Annotated in this window: 17 protein-coding genes and 2 pseudogenes; all 19 read left to right on the forward strand. The window is 34.5% G+C overall.

Features of this window, described 5'->3' with window-relative positions:
- The first annotated feature begins 90 nt into the window (after positions 1 to 90).
- The 19 genes and pseudogenes from JCM21714_RS07875 (at position 91) to JCM21714_RS23915 (ending at position 14,480) form a co-directional block, all read left to right on the forward strand.
- Positions 91 to 1,278 (forward strand): type IV secretory system conjugative DNA transfer family protein, encoded by a 1,188-nt coding sequence (locus JCM21714_RS07875; RefSeq protein ID WP_052000463.1) that lies wholly within the window; start codon positions 91 to 93, stop codon positions 1,276 to 1,278.
- Complete coding sequence (locus tag JCM21714_RS18260) at positions 1,275 to 1,766, forward strand: hypothetical protein (protein WP_052000464.1); 492 nt, start codon at positions 1,275 to 1,277, stop codon at positions 1,764 to 1,766. Before JCM21714_RS07875 ends, JCM21714_RS18260 begins: the two co-directional genes overlap by 4 nt.
- A gap of 47 nt (positions 1,767 to 1,813) precedes the next feature.
- The gene (locus tag JCM21714_RS07880; protein WP_035723182.1) at positions 1,814 to 2,680 is read left to right on the forward strand and encodes a S1 RNA-binding domain-containing protein; all 867 of its coding nucleotides are present in this window, start codon (positions 1,814 to 1,816) and stop codon (positions 2,678 to 2,680) included.
- Positions 2,681 to 2,712: 32 nt separating this feature from the next.
- Positions 2,713 to 2,949 carry a hypothetical protein gene (locus tag JCM21714_RS07885; protein WP_035723185.1) on the forward strand — a complete coding sequence of 79 codons (237 nt, stop codon included), beginning with the start codon at positions 2,713 to 2,715 and terminating at the stop codon, positions 2,947 to 2,949.
- A 70-nt stretch (positions 2,950 to 3,019) separates the two neighbouring features.
- Positions 3,020 to 3,751, forward strand: a complete 732-nt coding sequence (locus JCM21714_RS07890; RefSeq protein WP_035723188.1) for a hypothetical protein — start codon at positions 3,020 to 3,022, stop codon at positions 3,749 to 3,751.
- Positions 3,752 to 4,173: 422 nt separating this feature from the next.
- A complete protein-coding gene (locus JCM21714_RS18265) occupies positions 4,174 to 4,938 on the forward strand; it encodes an ERF family protein (protein WP_052000465.1) in 765 nt (254 codons plus the stop codon).
- A 2-nt stretch (positions 4,939 to 4,940) separates the two neighbouring features.
- Positions 4,941 to 5,312: a hypothetical protein gene (locus JCM21714_RS07900; protein ID WP_148294998.1), complete on the forward strand. Its 372-nt coding sequence runs from the start codon at positions 4,941 to 4,943 to the stop codon at positions 5,310 to 5,312.
- Positions 5,296 to 5,523, forward strand: a complete 228-nt coding sequence (locus JCM21714_RS07905) for a hypothetical protein (protein WP_035723194.1) — start codon at positions 5,296 to 5,298, stop codon at positions 5,521 to 5,523. The genes JCM21714_RS07900 and JCM21714_RS07905 overlap by 17 nt, the downstream gene beginning before the upstream one ends.
- Positions 5,495 to 5,947, forward strand: coding sequence for a hypothetical protein (locus JCM21714_RS07910; RefSeq protein WP_035723196.1), 453 nt, complete (start codon positions 5,495 to 5,497; stop codon positions 5,945 to 5,947). Before JCM21714_RS07905 ends, JCM21714_RS07910 begins: the two co-directional genes overlap by 29 nt.
- 30 nt (positions 5,948 to 5,977) lie before the next feature.
- The gene (locus JCM21714_RS07915) at positions 5,978 to 6,445 is read left to right on the forward strand and encodes a single-stranded DNA-binding protein (RefSeq protein WP_035723198.1); all 468 of its coding nucleotides are present in this window, start codon (positions 5,978 to 5,980) and stop codon (positions 6,443 to 6,445) included.
- A 10-nt stretch (positions 6,446 to 6,455) separates the two neighbouring features.
- Positions 6,456 to 7,172: a RecB family exonuclease gene (locus JCM21714_RS07920; protein ID WP_035723200.1), complete on the forward strand. Its 717-nt coding sequence runs from the start codon at positions 6,456 to 6,458 to the stop codon at positions 7,170 to 7,172.
- Positions 7,173 to 7,222: 50 nt separating this feature from the next.
- The gene (locus JCM21714_RS07925; RefSeq protein WP_035723202.1) at positions 7,223 to 7,525 is read left to right on the forward strand and encodes a hypothetical protein; all 303 of its coding nucleotides are present in this window, start codon (positions 7,223 to 7,225) and stop codon (positions 7,523 to 7,525) included.
- Positions 7,525 to 7,902 carry a hypothetical protein gene (locus JCM21714_RS07930; RefSeq protein WP_035723204.1) on the forward strand — a complete coding sequence of 126 codons (378 nt, stop codon included), beginning with the start codon at positions 7,525 to 7,527 and terminating at the stop codon, positions 7,900 to 7,902. Before JCM21714_RS07925 ends, JCM21714_RS07930 begins: the two co-directional genes overlap by 1 nt.
- A gap of 207 nt (positions 7,903 to 8,109) precedes the next feature.
- Positions 8,110 to 9,303: pseudogene (locus JCM21714_RS23905) on the forward strand (IS1380 family transposase); the annotation flags it as partial.
- A 413-nt stretch (positions 9,304 to 9,716) separates the two neighbouring features.
- Positions 9,717 to 11,155, forward strand: a pseudogene (locus JCM21714_RS07940) (L-fucose/L-arabinose isomerase family protein).
- Positions 11,156 to 11,176: 21 nt separating this feature from the next.
- Positions 11,177 to 12,016: a transketolase gene (locus JCM21714_RS07945; protein ID WP_035723207.1), complete on the forward strand. Its 840-nt coding sequence runs from the start codon at positions 11,177 to 11,179 to the stop codon at positions 12,014 to 12,016.
- On the forward strand, positions 12,013 to 12,981 hold the full coding sequence (locus JCM21714_RS07950; protein ID WP_035723209.1) for a transketolase family protein: 969 nt from the start codon (positions 12,013 to 12,015) through the stop codon (positions 12,979 to 12,981). The genes JCM21714_RS07945 and JCM21714_RS07950 overlap by 4 nt, the downstream gene beginning before the upstream one ends.
- Positions 12,982 to 12,991: 10 nt before the next feature.
- Positions 12,992 to 13,900 carry an FGGY family carbohydrate kinase gene (locus JCM21714_RS23910; RefSeq protein WP_369403505.1) on the forward strand — a complete coding sequence of 303 codons (909 nt, stop codon included), beginning with the start codon at positions 12,992 to 12,994 and terminating at the stop codon, positions 13,898 to 13,900.
- Complete coding sequence (locus JCM21714_RS23915; protein ID WP_369403506.1) at positions 13,857 to 14,480, forward strand: FGGY-family carbohydrate kinase; 624 nt, start codon at positions 13,857 to 13,859, stop codon at positions 14,478 to 14,480. Before JCM21714_RS23910 ends, JCM21714_RS23915 begins: the two co-directional genes overlap by 44 nt.
- Positions 14,481 to 14,545 lie beyond the last annotated feature (65 nt).

Below are 14,545 nucleotides of genomic sequence, written 5' to 3' on the forward strand. Positions count from 1 at the left end.
TTTTAAAGGTATTTCTATTATACGACAACATGAGATATAAATCAAAAAATACCTTTAAAAATGAAATAGGAAAGGGGGGAGATAGAAAAGATGGGAGAACCTATACTATGGGGGGGTGGTGATGATCCATTCACACACACTTTAATTACAGGACCAACACGTTGCGGTAAAACAAGCACGCTGTTAAAACCAATTATTTTTAGCGTATTGGTACAAAAAAAACGAGGAAAAAAAGTAGGTTTAAGTGTCATTGAGCCAAAATCAGATTTAATCATGGACATTAAGGAATATTGCGATGAAATAGGACTGAAATATACCTATATTAATCCTGATGATCCTGAAAATACAGATAGGTTTAATGTGATGCAAGGAGATACAGATGATGTGGCAGAAGCAACGGTAGCTGTCTTGCAATCCCTTTTCGGAAAGCAGGAAGCCTTTTTTCAAACCGTACAAGAGCTTTCATCACGTAATATCACTAAACTTCTAAAAGAGTTAAAAGGTGATGATTTAGACCTCTTAGACGTACTGGAAACATTACGAGATGAAAAATTATTAAATAAACGCGTGCAGGAATTAAAGAAGAAAGATCCCAACTGCGAACTCATTCCCTTTTTTGAAAATGAGCTGTTAGGTTCTTTAGCAGAACAATATCGAAAATTAGTAATTGGGTTGAGATCCCAATTAGAAAACATAACCGCCAATAAGAAACTAAGACGTATTATTACAGGAACATCTGATATTAATTTGGATAGCCACTTTACAGATGGTGGGATTTTATTAATCAATACAAGCATTGGTAGTTTGCGGAAAAGTGGTGATGCATTTGGTATGTTTTGTGCTATGCACTTACAGAATGCAACCTTCAGGAGAAAAGGAACAGAAAGAACCAGGACAGATCACTTTATGATTATTGACGAATACGGTCGGTATATTAATCCAGATGTGGAGATATTTTTATCAATGGCCGCAAGTTATCGAGTAGCAGGAGTATTCGCTATCCAGTCATTAGGGCAATTAGAAGTAGAATCAGGGAGAATATCAGCAAGAGCTATGAAACATGCCATTTTAACGAATTGTCGTAATAAAATAGCATTTTGTGGTCTTTCTGCAAATGATGCCAAAGAGTTTGCTGAAGAATTTGGAAAAGATAAAATCACCATGAGACAGTCAACCTATAGAAATCGTATCTTTTTACCAAGATTCTTCCTGATACGTATCGTGATACAGAAACAGAAGAATACCGATTTTCTCAAACACACTTGCAGGATCAAATGAAAAGATTCCATTTTATATGCCGAATCCTGCATAATGGTACGCCACAAAAACCGTTTGAAGGTATAGGGAACTTTGTACCTAAAGATTGGAAAGAACAGCGTATATGGGAAGATGAACAACCAAAGATACACTCATATGGCAAAAAAGTAATTGCCTTTATGTCAAAAGTTTTTCCTAAGCAAAAAACATCTAGTGAAATAGGTGAAAGGAAACAGAAGAATGAAGCCTTAGAAACAGAGGAAAACGTTACACGAACACTTTCATTGGATGAAATAGAAGAAGAAAAGCAAGCTGTAACAACAACAGTTATGGTCGAAGATACACAAGATAATGCTGATACTCTAAAGGAAAATGTAGAGGAAACAGAAGATACAGAGGAAGAACCACGAAAAAGAGCAACCATAATTTCAACACACTTGCAGGATTCATCAAATAACTTTAAAAAGGAAGATTTTGAAGAAAAAAGCAATACTGATAAATTCTTTTAAAACGTGTTCCAAAATAAAAAATTATGATATAAAAGGAGAGGTTTAAGATGGCAGATGTATTAAACAGTGTATTAATTGAAGGTTTTGATCCAAATAAGGCAGAATATAAGCCAGTTGACGAGGTAAACAAAAAATGGCAGGAAATTCAATCAGCTTATCAAAACAATAAAATCATTACTGGTATGCTACAAGGTTTTGAAACCTTACAGTTAAACAGCAAAAAAGTGTTATGCGGTATTATTCGTTTTAACGAGATTAAAGGGTTAATTCCAATTGCGGAATCAGGTATTGATCCCGATGATCAACAGGCAATAAACAAATATAGAGCTTTATCAGGGAGAGATATTGCATTCAAAGTATTAAGTTATGATAAAGACCAAAATATCTTTGTAGCTTCTCGTAAACAAGCGAGAGAAGAAACAGCAGAAATAACTTTAAGAAAAATAGATGTAGGCTATAATATCCACTGCGTTATTCGAGAAGTGTACCAATCTAATATTATTGGCGATATTGGTGGAATTGATGTTTTTGTCCATGTTTCAGATTTAACATACGGATGGATTGAAGATTTACGAGATAAATTCAAAGCAGGAGATCACATTCGAGTACAAGTAACGGAAATAGATAAAGAGAAACAGGAAGTAAAAGTATCAGCTAAACCATTATTAAAAAATCCATTTCCTGACTGTGCCACTCGCTATCACAAAAATAGTGAATATGTAGGGGGGGTTGTATCAGGTGTCCCTGAATATGGTGTATTCGTCAACTTAGAAGAAGGGGGGGTGGACAGCCTAGCACCACATTTAAAATTCCAAAACGTAACAAAAGGGGGGGAACGTGTTCTTGTACGTATTCGTCAAGTCGATATTGAAAAGGAACAAATCAGATCTAAAATTATACGAGTGCTTGATTAATCTTGTTCACCAAAACTGTAAGGAGTAGCCAAATGAGATACTATAGAATGAAAGAATATTTATTAAAAGAAATAGATCAATATGATACTTTTTACCGCATAAAGTATGGAAAAATATTGTTTCTTGCAGAAAATGAAATAAAAAACAATGGAAATTTAAGCATTAACGCTTATTCTAAAGCAATTCAAAAACAAATAGATTCAGAGGATAGTAAGAGTTTTCTAGGATTTAAGTCATTAGTAATTGGATATGAAAAGTTAATATCCTGATATGTAAAGGACTGAACACCTATTCTTTAAATGTTCAGTCCTTTTATTTAAAAGGAAGGAGAGATAAGCAATGGATCAGGCTATCAATAATAATTTTATCAGTCCTTTTTCTTTTATAGATCACAAATGGGAAATCATGTGGATTCAAATTCCCTCTGCTACGAAATATGATAAACCAAATGAAAACCGATCCGAAAAAGAAAATGCTGCATTAGAAGCTATATCGTGTGTCGGTGTAATTGGTGGATTACAATTGCAATATCTGTTTGGTTTAAGTCGTGAGCATATTAAAAGAATGTGCGAAAAACATTTATTAGTACGCCACACTTTATATAAAACTACTCAGGATGGTAAATCACAAGAAATACCTATTTATACGGTAGGAAGGTTCGGAGCAAACAACATGATGCCCGAATATAAAGATAACTACTGGATTGAGCTGGACACGAAGAAAGTTTTAAAAGCACTTTTATTTTTTCAGTTTTGCCAATTATTTAAAGATATTGAAATAGCACCTGCGCCTGAACCTTTCACCGCAAGTATATACCTAAACGATCAATTATATTATATTTACGTGGAACGTGATGGATTAAAAGATTTAACATTATACTTGAAATGGAAAAAAAACTTTAAAGAACGGATTTTTGTTGTTACAGAAAATATACAGTATTTAAAGGAATTGGAAATGTTTATAGAAGAACAATCTTTAAAATTAAGAGCTGTGGTGGATGAACATTTAAAAAAGAGAGAGTTCATATTATGGCATTTTAATGATAAAACAAGAGAATGGATTACAAGCTAAAATCATTGACTTTCTCTGATTATTGTTTTAATATTAATTTAATAATAATAATATCTCTTTTGATTTTTTAATCAAACATGCCACTATTCCACATCGGATAGTGGCTATTTTTTTGTTTTTAATTTGAAGCTTGATAAAGATAACAATTTTCTGTTATAATATCTGTATAGTTTTAGTTTTGTTTTCACTCGTATTTAGAGTGGTTAGAGTATCCTTGTTTACTAAAGGAAAGCCTAACAAAAATTTTTCACTTCTGAACATCCCTTTGTTACTGGATCAGGAGACAACAAAAAAATTGTTTCACCCATTTTCAAAAAAATTAATAGTTTAGATATAAAAAGGCGATTGTATTCTATGTTCTTTCACATAGATAACAATCGTCTTTTTATATAGATAAAAAAATTAAAGGAGAGATTATTATTATGCAAAATCAAACAGTAGAAGGAAAGAAAGAGCTTTATGCTGCACTTGTGAAGGTGATTGGAGAAATGCAGACACTTACCAATAGTGCTGATAATCCGTTCACCAATAGTAAGTATACGCCATTGGCAGATATTTTGGATACGATCAGACCTGCTCTGTCTAATCATGGACTAGCGATTATGCTAAATCCTTCGACAAGAACAGAAACGCAACAAACCGCAGATCCTAACGGAGTTATCGCTGCAATTGAAAAACAATTTGTAAAAATTACTCCTATTATTATTCATGAAAGTGGTGAAACGCTACAAATGGAATCGTTAGAATTACCAATAGTAGTAGGCCACAAAATGAATGATTCTCAAGCTGTGGGAAGTGCAATTAGTTATGGTCGTCGCTATATCTTAACCTCATTGTTAGGAATTGCAAGCAAAGATGATGATGGTAACCAACAAGCGCCATCTTACTCACAACAGCAACAACCTATACAACCGAATAATCAGCCACCTCAACAACAGCAAACACAACCGCAAGAAAATGTGTTTTCTGCAGAAGCCACTCTTACGTCAAAGCAAAAAGGTAAATCAGGTAGTGGTGTTGAGTATATTGAGTGTCAATTAGCTAACGATCAAGGTCAAGTACTGCAAGTCTTTGCTAAAGATCCTGATGTAGTTAAGTTGGTTGATGGGTTAGCAGTTAATAGTAAAAGCACTTTTAAAATAAAGCAGGATAGCAACTTTAATTCCATCATAGGATTGGGTGCATGAAAATGTTGAATGAAATAAAAAAACTAAACATTAAACCAATAACAGCTTTTAATGGGAAAGGTATTTACTTCATAGTCACCTATCCGACTATTTTTAAAGGTGTTTCTTCAGTCCTTTGTGCTTTGCAAAAAGATATGACGATAAAAGTCATTCATAATTGCCATTTATGCAGAGCATACGGTTATCACGAATGTCCTTATATTCGACAAGCGATAAATGAATATAAAATATATCGTCAAATTGATAGCACGAAATATGTGTTATTGCAACAATACGTGGACCCGAAATACATCTTGAAAGCAGAGCAAATACCTGTACCTAGTCAACGGTTTATGGAAAAAGGAGAGAGAACGAAACATGAGCTTATTACCTAATATTGTAGAGGTAGCAGATAGTCATGGGCTAGACTGCAACTTTAAGACAAGAGGTAAAAAAGAAGTCATGTTTAAGTGTCCGTTTTGTCATGCTGACAGCAATAAGAATAGATTTTATCTTTCTTTAAATGAAGATAAAAATGTTTTTAAATGTTGGCACTGCAAAGAATCAGGGGGGCGTGTTGAGATTCATATCATTACTGGATGGTAAATCAGAAGAAAAACTGATTGAACAGGTCCGAAAGAAGAGTGGATCTACTTATAAGAAGCACCCTGCGGAACAACTTACACGATCACAACTCGAATTAATCGGTTATCCAAAAATTGATTGGATAAAAAATCGAGACTATGATGTAGAGCTTTATAAAAACTATCGAGAGAGAGTTTATCAGGATTGGACAAGTCATGTGAAGAAAGAAAAGGAACTATGCTATAAACTCCTTTTTACAGGCTTGCTATCCAATAATTTATCATCTGCTATTGCATCTTGTAAGCAAAAAGAGTTTGAGCTGCAAGAAAAATTTGTAGATGAATTGATTAAAATGTTATTCCAAGAGAGTAAATATGAAGTGTTTGAAGTGGAAATGAATGTATCTGAGTTAATGAAGATACAGCATCCATACGATACACTTTAAATAAAAAAATATTAAAGGAGAATGATGAATATGTTAAACGTTTGTAATTTTGTAGGAAGATTAGGAAAAGATGTTGAGTTGAGATATACACCAAATGGTGCTGCAGTAGCTAATTTCAGTCTTGCACTTACAGAACCGATCCCTGATCAGAATGGTGAAAGAGGTGTATCATTCATCAATGTTGTTGCTTGGCAAAAAACTGCGGAAAACATGGCAAACCAATTATCGAAAGGCGATATTATTGGTATTACTGCTAGAGTAAATGTACGTAATTTTGAAGGCAATGATGGGAAAAAAGTGTATGTGACTGAGTTTATCGTTCAAGGTCTACCAACTTTCATTAAAGTTAAAAAGTGGGAGAATGGCAATGGTGGTAATAATCAAGGGAATACGAATAATCAATACCAAAGCCAAAATCAAAATACTCAAAACACCAATCAAAGTCCATTCGCTAATGCTCAACCAATAGCTATAAACGATAACGATCTTCCATTCTGAGGAGATTATCATGAAAGAATTTTCTTTTAGTCGTTTATCACTTTATGAGACGTGTCCACAACGGTTTTATTATAAATATGTTCTTGGAATGGAAGAACCAATTACTAAACCGTTAGCACTTGGAAAAGCTGTTCATAAAGCAATTGAGTGTTTACTGAATGGAGAAACATTTCAGGAAGCTATTAAAAAAGCAATGATAGAAGCTGACTTTCACGAAGAAGTAACTGCAATCGAAGTGGAAGAACTAGTTTTAAAAGCACCATTGGTCCATTTAAAAGGGGGGGAAACAGAAATCTATTTTTCTGTTCCTCTATTCCCAACGGAAAAGGATTCTCCGGTTATAAGGGGATATATTGATTTAATAGATGGAAATCAGATATATGATTTTAAAACGAATTTCAAAGCCTATGAAGTAACCGATAATTTTCAGGTTGGCTTGTATGCTTGGGCAATGGAAAAAGAGAGAAAACTCAAAGGCAAAATAAGGGGTTCTCTGCTGTTTCTAAGACACAAACGTGAAAGTAAGTATTACTTTGACGAAGAAGCAAGAGAACACGCTGTTAGATGGGCTAGAAGTCTTGTTAAGGAAATACAGTTCAAGCTAGAGATGGTGGATTTTTCTCCTTCTAAGAGAAAAGAATTATTTTCTTATCGAGCTAGTGCTTATTGTGAGCATTGTCCGTTTACCTTGAAGTGTTATAAAGATAATCCTGTTAAACATATCTAATGTTGGGATTATCTTTTTATATATAAAAAATCAAAGGAGAGATTATTATTATGCAAAATCGAACAGTAGAACGTAAAAAGCTAGGTATTGCACCTGCAGAAAAGGTACAGGAGAGAATGGATATAAACGGTATTGAAAAATTACTTATTTCCTTCAGCAGCCAAAACAGCAAAAATGTTATGGAATATACAAAAGGTAAGTTCATCCTATTGTCTACGATCAAAAACAATGCAAGACTTCTTAAAGTAGATACTTTAACGTATGAAGAAGCTAGTACCTTCATTAAAAATATTGCATTAGGTCATTATCAATTTGCTCAATTAGTTGAAGTAGAAAAGGGGGGGTGGGCTTAATGATTGCAGCAACTACTGAAAAACAACAAACCTTAACCCGTGAAGAGGCTGTTGAAATGGCTAATGAGATTGCAAGATTAGAAGCTACTGTTAAATCCATGAAAGCTGAATTAAAAAAATATGTGGAAGCTAATGGTGAAGTAGAAGCTAATGGTCAAAAATGGCTCATTAAACCCTATGAATCTTGGAGTTGGAATGACTCTGGAAAATTGAAGTCATTCTGTAAATCATTAATTGTAGATGGTTTTACTGCTGATCCATACACATTACTAAGTGTTTCTAAAGCGAAAGTAGAAAAACTTGGTGTCAAAGAAGAATACATTGAAAACTTTGCTGATAGGAAAGTAACAAACAAATTTGTTTCTGAAAAATTATAAAGAAGATGGACAGGTTATTAGATTTATTCTGTAACCTGTCTTTTTTTGTAGAAAAGAAGCAAAAAAGTTAGCTCTAACTTGAGTTATTCATAGAAATCCTTAGATAACTTACGAATACTTATCCACCAACGAATGAAGCAAATTTGGCCGTGCATCAAATAAATGAAAAAAGAATTCAATTCTGTTACAGATAAATCACCACAAAATAACCAACAGAAAGGATTCTCCAAAACATTGGCTCAACATCTACATCTGAAAGACGAAAGACTTTACTATACGCATTCAAATGAAAACTTGCTTCGTCAAAAGATTTATCAATTCATTACCGAAAATGCCCAAGGTGATGCGGCTAATCAATTGATGAATGACCCTGACTTAACGGAAATCATTGGAACAGATGCGGCTTCTCAACCTAGTTTATCTCGTTTTATCCACGATTTGATGCCAAATCCATGAAACAACTAATTCAAGGCAACCAAGAACTCCTGGATAAAGCACATCAATTCCGAGATTCACAAGGACTTATTTTTGATCTGGATTCCACACATGCTGATTCATATGTCGAACAAGAATTTAATGCGTTCAATTCCCATTACGGCACCGTTGGTTTGTTTTGCTGGCATAACGGGCGACTTTATGAAAGCCCAACTTCGACCAAGCAATATCTATACATCCAATGGAGTGGTGGATTTTGTAAAACCTCTTATCGAACATTACAACGAAAAATTCCCGGAGATTATACCGTTCTTACGTGGGGGGGATAGCGGTTTTGCTGTCCCTGCTGTGTATGAATTAAGTAAAACGGAATGGTCTACTACATCATTCGTTTGAAATCCAATGCCAATTTGCAACGACTCGCAGATGAACTTCACCCTTCCTCTGTGTCAGCCGAAGTGACAAAAATAGAATATTATTACGAGAAAACTGAATATCAAGCGAAATCATGGTTCAAACCGATAAAAGTGATTATTCAGTCCGTTTATCCTGCAGGGGGGAATTATTTTTACACATTCCCTTTTTGTTACTAACTTAAAAGATGCCTTTTCACTAAAAGATATTGTCCGTTCTTACCAGAAAAGAGGGACGATGGAGAACTGTATCAAGGAAGCAAAAAATGGCTTTTACCTCGATAAAATGATTAGTCATTCCTTTCAATTAAATGAAGTAAAAATGATGTTAAGTCTGTTAGTGTACAACTTAACGAATGGGTTGCACACACTTTGCTTTCCAAAAGAAAAAAGAAGTATGTAAATTCAAACAATACGAACGAAGATCATTAAAGTCGCAAGCAAAATGGTAAAGTCAAGGCATTACCTTTACTTTAAATTATCTTCTAGTTTCGTGTACCAATCATTTTTCTGGAAAGTGCTACAGCGAATTCAAACGCTAAAGCTAGAGTGAATGACTACTCATTTCAAATTTTTTATTTCTCAAGGCCAAGGGAGTAGTCTGTCCAAAAATGCCAATTTTCTAGCATTCACTGTTTACCTCGTCACCAATTTTGGAAATGACAATCAAATTTTCTCATCAGTAACGAAATTTGTATCGTTTCAATTTTAGTTCATGTCTTAATTTTTATGTATTAATAATTCAGGTGTAATATCAAACTTTCTTTAAGTTTATGAAGAAGGGTATTTTGTGTTTTATTACACTATCTTTGTGACTTGAATTTTCCATAGAAAAGTAAAATTCCCCCCCATTTCTTAAATAAGTCATGATAACGCTAACAAACGGTCGTGAGAGTGTTAGTTTAAAATCACATTATATTGATAAGATTTAGATAGTACTTAGAGAAAGAGTTAGGAGGAAACAAGATGGACAAAATAAAATTAGGATTTGCACCAACAAGACGGTTTGTTTTCAGTAAAGAAGACGCATACAAGTACAAAGAGTTAATCAGAAATCAGATTGAAAGTTTTGAATTAGATATTGAGATAGTAGATTTAGAAGGTATTAATGATGAGGGACTACTTTATAACAGAGACGAAGAAGTAACGGTTATTAAAAGATTTCAAGATGCCCGTGTTGATGCGTTATTTTTTCCTCATTGTAATTTTGGAACAGAAGATATTGTTGCCCGGATTGCAAAAGAAATAGATAAACCTGTATTGCTATGGGGGCCAAGAGATGAAGCTCCTTTAGAAAATGGAATGAGATTACGAGATACACAATGTGGAATGTTTGCAACTGGTAAAGTACTTCGTCGTTTTAATGTACCTTTTACCTATATAACAAATAGTGCTGTCGATTCGGAAGTTTTTGAAAGAGGTTTTAAAAATTTTATCGGAGCAGCAAATGTTGTGAAGCGCTTTAAAGAATTAAGAATCTTACAAATATCTACACGCCCATCTGATTTTTGGTCTGTTATTTGTAATGAGGGGGGAATTATTAGAGAAATTTGGAATTCAAATTCATCCAGTCACCTTAGATGAAATTAAAAAAGCTACATTAAAAGTAGAAAAAACAGATACACCAGAATTAGAAGAAGCTATTCAGTATATTAAGGAGACTTTAGATTGGAGCGAAGTTGGAGATGACCATGTTCGTCGCATTGCTTCTTTAAAAGTAGCAATGAAACATATGGCAGAGAAAACAGGTAGTTCCGCTATTGCCATCCAGTGTTGGTCAACCTTGCAAGATATTATAGGTATTATGCCATGTCTAGCAAATGCCATTCTTACAGATGAGCAAATCCCGGTGACGTGTGAGACAGATATTCATGGAGCAATTACATCAATTATGGTGCAAGCGGCTAGTTTAAATACAAAGCCGACTTTCTTTGCTGATATTACCGTAAGACACCCAGAAAATCCAAACGGAGAATTATTATTCCACTGTGGTAACTTTCCCGTTTCTTTAAGTGAAGAAGAAAAGCCTAAACTAAAAAGACATTTCTTGTTTGAAGATCATTCTCCCGGTACTCATGAAGGGAAAATAATGGGGGGGGAGATATGACCATTGCTAGATTTGATGGTGATCATGGAGAGTATTCCATTTTCTTGGGTAAAGCAAAAGGTATTGAAGGACCTTTCTCACGTGGATCTTACGTATGGGTTGAAGTGAATGATTGGCCTCTTTGGGAAGAAACATTAGTAAAAGGTCCATATATTCACCATTCAACAGGTATTCATGCAAATGTTATCCCGGTTATATATGAAGCATGTCAGTATATCCCCGGTCTTAATCCAGATCCTGTCGATCCGACAGAAACTGAAATAAAAAATGGTTGCGTGGTAGTGACATTAATCAATAAAAATAACAAATTAATGAAAGGATGATCGTTTTGGTAGATGAAAGTTTTCTTAAAAGAAAATCTATACAAATAAGAAAAGACTTACTTGAAATGATATACAATGCAGGAACAGGCCACACCGGTTCGTCTTTATCTAATACAGATATATTGACTGCTTTATATTATGGAGTGATGCGTATCGATCCAGAGAATTCAAACTGGCAAGATCGTGATCGATATGTACAAAGCAAAGGTCATGCCGTCGAGTCTTATTGGACTGTGCTTGCTGATAAAGGATTCTTTCCCAAAGATGAATTGAAAACATTTTCACAATTTGGTTCTAAACTGATTGGCCATCCCAATAATAAAATGCCTGGAGTTGAAATGAATACAGGAGCTTTAGGACACGGTTTATCTATATCAGTCGGTATGGCATTAGGAGCTAAAAAAGACGGGAAATCATATCGAGTATTTACTTTGATGGGTGATGGCGAACAAGCGGAAGGATCTATATGGGAGGCAGCAATGGCTGCGTCTCACTATAAGTTAGATAATCTAATTGGAATTATTGATCGAAATAACTTACAAATTACTGGAAGTACAAGAGATGTAATGAATAATGAACCATTGGATGAAAAATGGAAAAGCTTTGGTTGGGAAGTAATCGAAGTAGATGGTAATGATGTTGTTGAATTAGTAGAAGTGTTAAACAATGCGCCATATAAAACAGATAAACCTACTTTAATTCTTGCCAATACCGTAAAAGGTAAAGGGGTTTCTCTAGCAGAAAATGTAGTTGGATGGCATCACAAAGTACCGAGCGAAGAAGAATATAAACAAGCAATGGATGAACTTACCGAACGATTGGAGGTTTTGAAATGAACAATATAGCTTTGAAGTCACGATCTGGTAATAAAGTTGCTAACCGAAAAGTAATTAGTGATACTCTACTAGATTTAGCTAAGGAAAACTCAGATATTTATGTATTAACTAGTGATTCCCGTGGTTCTGCTTCTATGGTGCAGTTTGGGAATGAATTGCCCGAGCAATTAATTGAAGTGGGGATTGCAGAACAAAATTTAGTTGGCATTTCAGCAGGTTTAGCTTCCGTAGGGAAAAAACCTTTTGTCGCTTCACCAGCTTGTTTTTTAAGTATGAGGAGTATTGAACAGATCAAGGTAGATGTTGCGTATTCCAATTCAAATGTAAAGTTAATCGGAATTAGTGGAGGAGTTAGTTATGGTGCGTTAGGGATGTCACACCATTCTGTACAGGATTTAGCAGTAACAAGAGCGATACCAGGTTTACATGTAATGATGCCTGCAGATCGACATGAGACAAAAAAAATGATTGAAGCGCTTATAGATTATGACACACCTGCTTATGTCCGAATTGGTAGAAATCCTGTGGAAGATAGTTATTTAAATGAAGACTATGACTTTGAAATAGGAAAAGCTGTTGAAATGAACCAGGGAAATGATATTACCATCATTGCTTCAGGTGAAACTGTTCGTGTGGCATTAGATACAGCGTGTGCTTTAAAGGATTCGGATATTAATTGTAGAGTACTGAATATGCATACGATAAAACCATTAGATGAAGTTGCCATTATCAAAGCAGCTAAAGAGACAGGTAAAATCATAACATTAGAAGAACACAGTATCTATGGTGGACTCGGAGCAGCTGTTTCAGAAGTAGTTTCACAAAATCACCCAGTACCAATGAAGATTATCGGTATTCCTGATGAACCTGCTATTACAGGTAAAACTCCAGAAGTATTTAAACATTATGGTATTAATGCTGAAAACATTTCAAATATTGCGAAAGAAATGATTCATCATAATTGAGGTGTAGTATATGTCTAAACAGTATATTATAGGAATCGATCAAAGTACTTCTGGTACGAAACTAATATTAGTGAATGAACAAGGTGAAATTGTATATAAAGATTCGCTAAAACACCAACAATATTATCCCCCCCAGGACAATTGGATAGAACATGATCCCGTAGAAATATATGATAATGTGAAAGCTTTAATAAATAAGTTAATGAATAAAACTATTGTTCCCTCTAGTAGTCTCAAAGCATTAAGTATTACAAACCAAAGAGAAACGGTATTAGCCTGGGATAAACATACTGGAGAGCCTATTTATAATGCTATTGTATGGCAATGTACTAGAACACAGGAAGTATGCAATCATTTAAAAATGAATGGTTATGAAGCATTAATTAAATCGAAAACTGGGCTTACAATTGATCCCTATTTTTCTGCCACTAAAATTCAATGGCTCTTGGAAAATGTAGAAAGTGCTAAAGAAAAGATCGCTAATTTAGATTTACTTGTAGGTACTATAGATAGCTGGATAGTGTGGAAGTTAACAGGAGGGAAGACGCATGCAACAGATGTAACAAATGCTAGTCGAACACTATTATATAATATTTATTCGTTAAAATGGGATAGAGAATTATTAGATTTATTTCGAATTCCCGAAGAAATGCTACCAGAAGTGAAAAATTGTGATGAGATTTACGGTAGGGTGTCAGATGTTAATATATTATTGAAAGATATTCCGATTTCAGGTGTAATTGGTGATTCACAAGCAGCCCTTTTTGGACAAAGATGTTTTGAAGAAGGTGCGACCAAAGCTACTTTTGGTACAGGTACGTCTGTATTAGTTCATACTGATAAATTAATGGAAACAGAAAAAGGGTTAGTAACGTGTGTTGCGTGGGGGTCGCGATGGAATAGTCAGCTATGCCATTGAAGGTATAATTCGTACAACTGGAGATGTGTTAAGTTGGCTACATCATGACTTGGAGTTATTTCAGTCATTTGATGAAGCAGAGCGTTTAGCAAATTCGATACCAAGTAATGAAGGTGTCTACATTGTTCCTGCCTTGGTAGGATTAGGTGCTCCCTATTGGAGCCCTAACACAAAAGCAGCTATTTTAGGAATGAATCGATCTACCACAAAGGCGCATATTATCAGAGCAGGTATAGAATGCATTGCCTATCAATTAAAGGATGTATTGGATTTAATTGAGCTGGATACAGACTTAAAGATACCTTCTTTAAAAGTTGATGGTGGTGCGACATCCAATCAATTTTTAATGCAGTATTCAAGTAACATATTAAATAAAAAAGTAACTGCCTCTAATGTTGCTGAATTATCTGTTTTAGGATCTATTTATTTAGCTGGTTTGGCAACTAATGTATGGAACAGCATATCGGAAATTGAAAAATTAAAGAGAGATACAACAGAATTTAATAATCAAATGCATGATACAGAAAGATACAAATTTTATTCCGAATGGAAAACCGCTGTTCAGACTGTCTTAAAATAGTTTATCACGGTGCTAAAGAGTTCACTTAGCAGATTATGACTTTATATTTATATTCAGTGATAAGA

Source organism: Gracilibacillus boraciitolerans JCM 21714, from assembly GCF_000521485.1.
GTDB lineage: Bacteria > Bacillota > Bacilli > Bacillales > Amphibacillaceae > Gracilibacillus > Gracilibacillus boraciitolerans.

What these genes read in the sequence shown, in the direction of transcription:
- JCM21714_RS23910 (WP_369403505.1), top strand. Translation starts at nt 12,992, where the DNA reads ATGTCTAAACAGTATATTATAGGAATCGATCAAAGTACTTCTGGTACG.
- JCM21714_RS07875 (WP_052000463.1), top strand. Translation starts at nt 91, where the DNA reads ATGGGAGAACCTATACTATGGGGGGGTGGTGATGATCCATTCACACAC.
- JCM21714_RS07945 (WP_035723207.1), top strand. Translation starts at nt 11,177, where the DNA reads ATGATCGTTTTGGTAGATGAAAGTTTTCTTAAAAGAAAATCTATACAA.
- JCM21714_RS07890 (WP_035723188.1), top strand. Translation starts at nt 3,020, where the DNA reads ATGGATCAGGCTATCAATAATAATTTTATCAGTCCTTTTTCTTTTATA.
- JCM21714_RS07950 (WP_035723209.1), top strand. Translation starts at nt 12,013, where the DNA reads ATGAACAATATAGCTTTGAAGTCACGATCTGGTAATAAAGTTGCTAAC.
- JCM21714_RS07900 (WP_148294998.1), top strand. Translation starts at nt 4,941, where the DNA reads ATGTTGAATGAAATAAAAAAACTAAACATTAAACCAATAACAGCTTTT.
- JCM21714_RS07920 (WP_035723200.1), top strand. Translation starts at nt 6,456, where the DNA reads ATGAAAGAATTTTCTTTTAGTCGTTTATCACTTTATGAGACGTGTCCA.
- JCM21714_RS07880 (WP_035723182.1), top strand. Translation starts at nt 1,814, where the DNA reads ATGGCAGATGTATTAAACAGTGTATTAATTGAAGGTTTTGATCCAAAT.
- JCM21714_RS07925 (WP_035723202.1), top strand. Translation starts at nt 7,223, where the DNA reads ATGCAAAATCGAACAGTAGAACGTAAAAAGCTAGGTATTGCACCTGCA.
- JCM21714_RS07885 (WP_035723185.1), top strand. Translation starts at nt 2,713, where the DNA reads ATGAGATACTATAGAATGAAAGAATATTTATTAAAAGAAATAGATCAA.
- JCM21714_RS07915 (WP_035723198.1), top strand. Translation starts at nt 5,978, where the DNA reads ATGTTAAACGTTTGTAATTTTGTAGGAAGATTAGGAAAAGATGTTGAG.
- JCM21714_RS18265 (WP_052000465.1), top strand. Translation starts at nt 4,174, where the DNA reads ATGCAAAATCAAACAGTAGAAGGAAAGAAAGAGCTTTATGCTGCACTT.
- JCM21714_RS07905 (WP_035723194.1), top strand. Translation starts at nt 5,296, where the DNA reads ATGAGCTTATTACCTAATATTGTAGAGGTAGCAGATAGTCATGGGCTA.
- JCM21714_RS07930 (WP_035723204.1), top strand. Translation starts at nt 7,525, where the DNA reads ATGATTGCAGCAACTACTGAAAAACAACAAACCTTAACCCGTGAAGAG.
- JCM21714_RS18260 (WP_052000464.1), top strand. Translation starts at nt 1,275, where the DNA reads ATGAAAAGATTCCATTTTATATGCCGAATCCTGCATAATGGTACGCCA.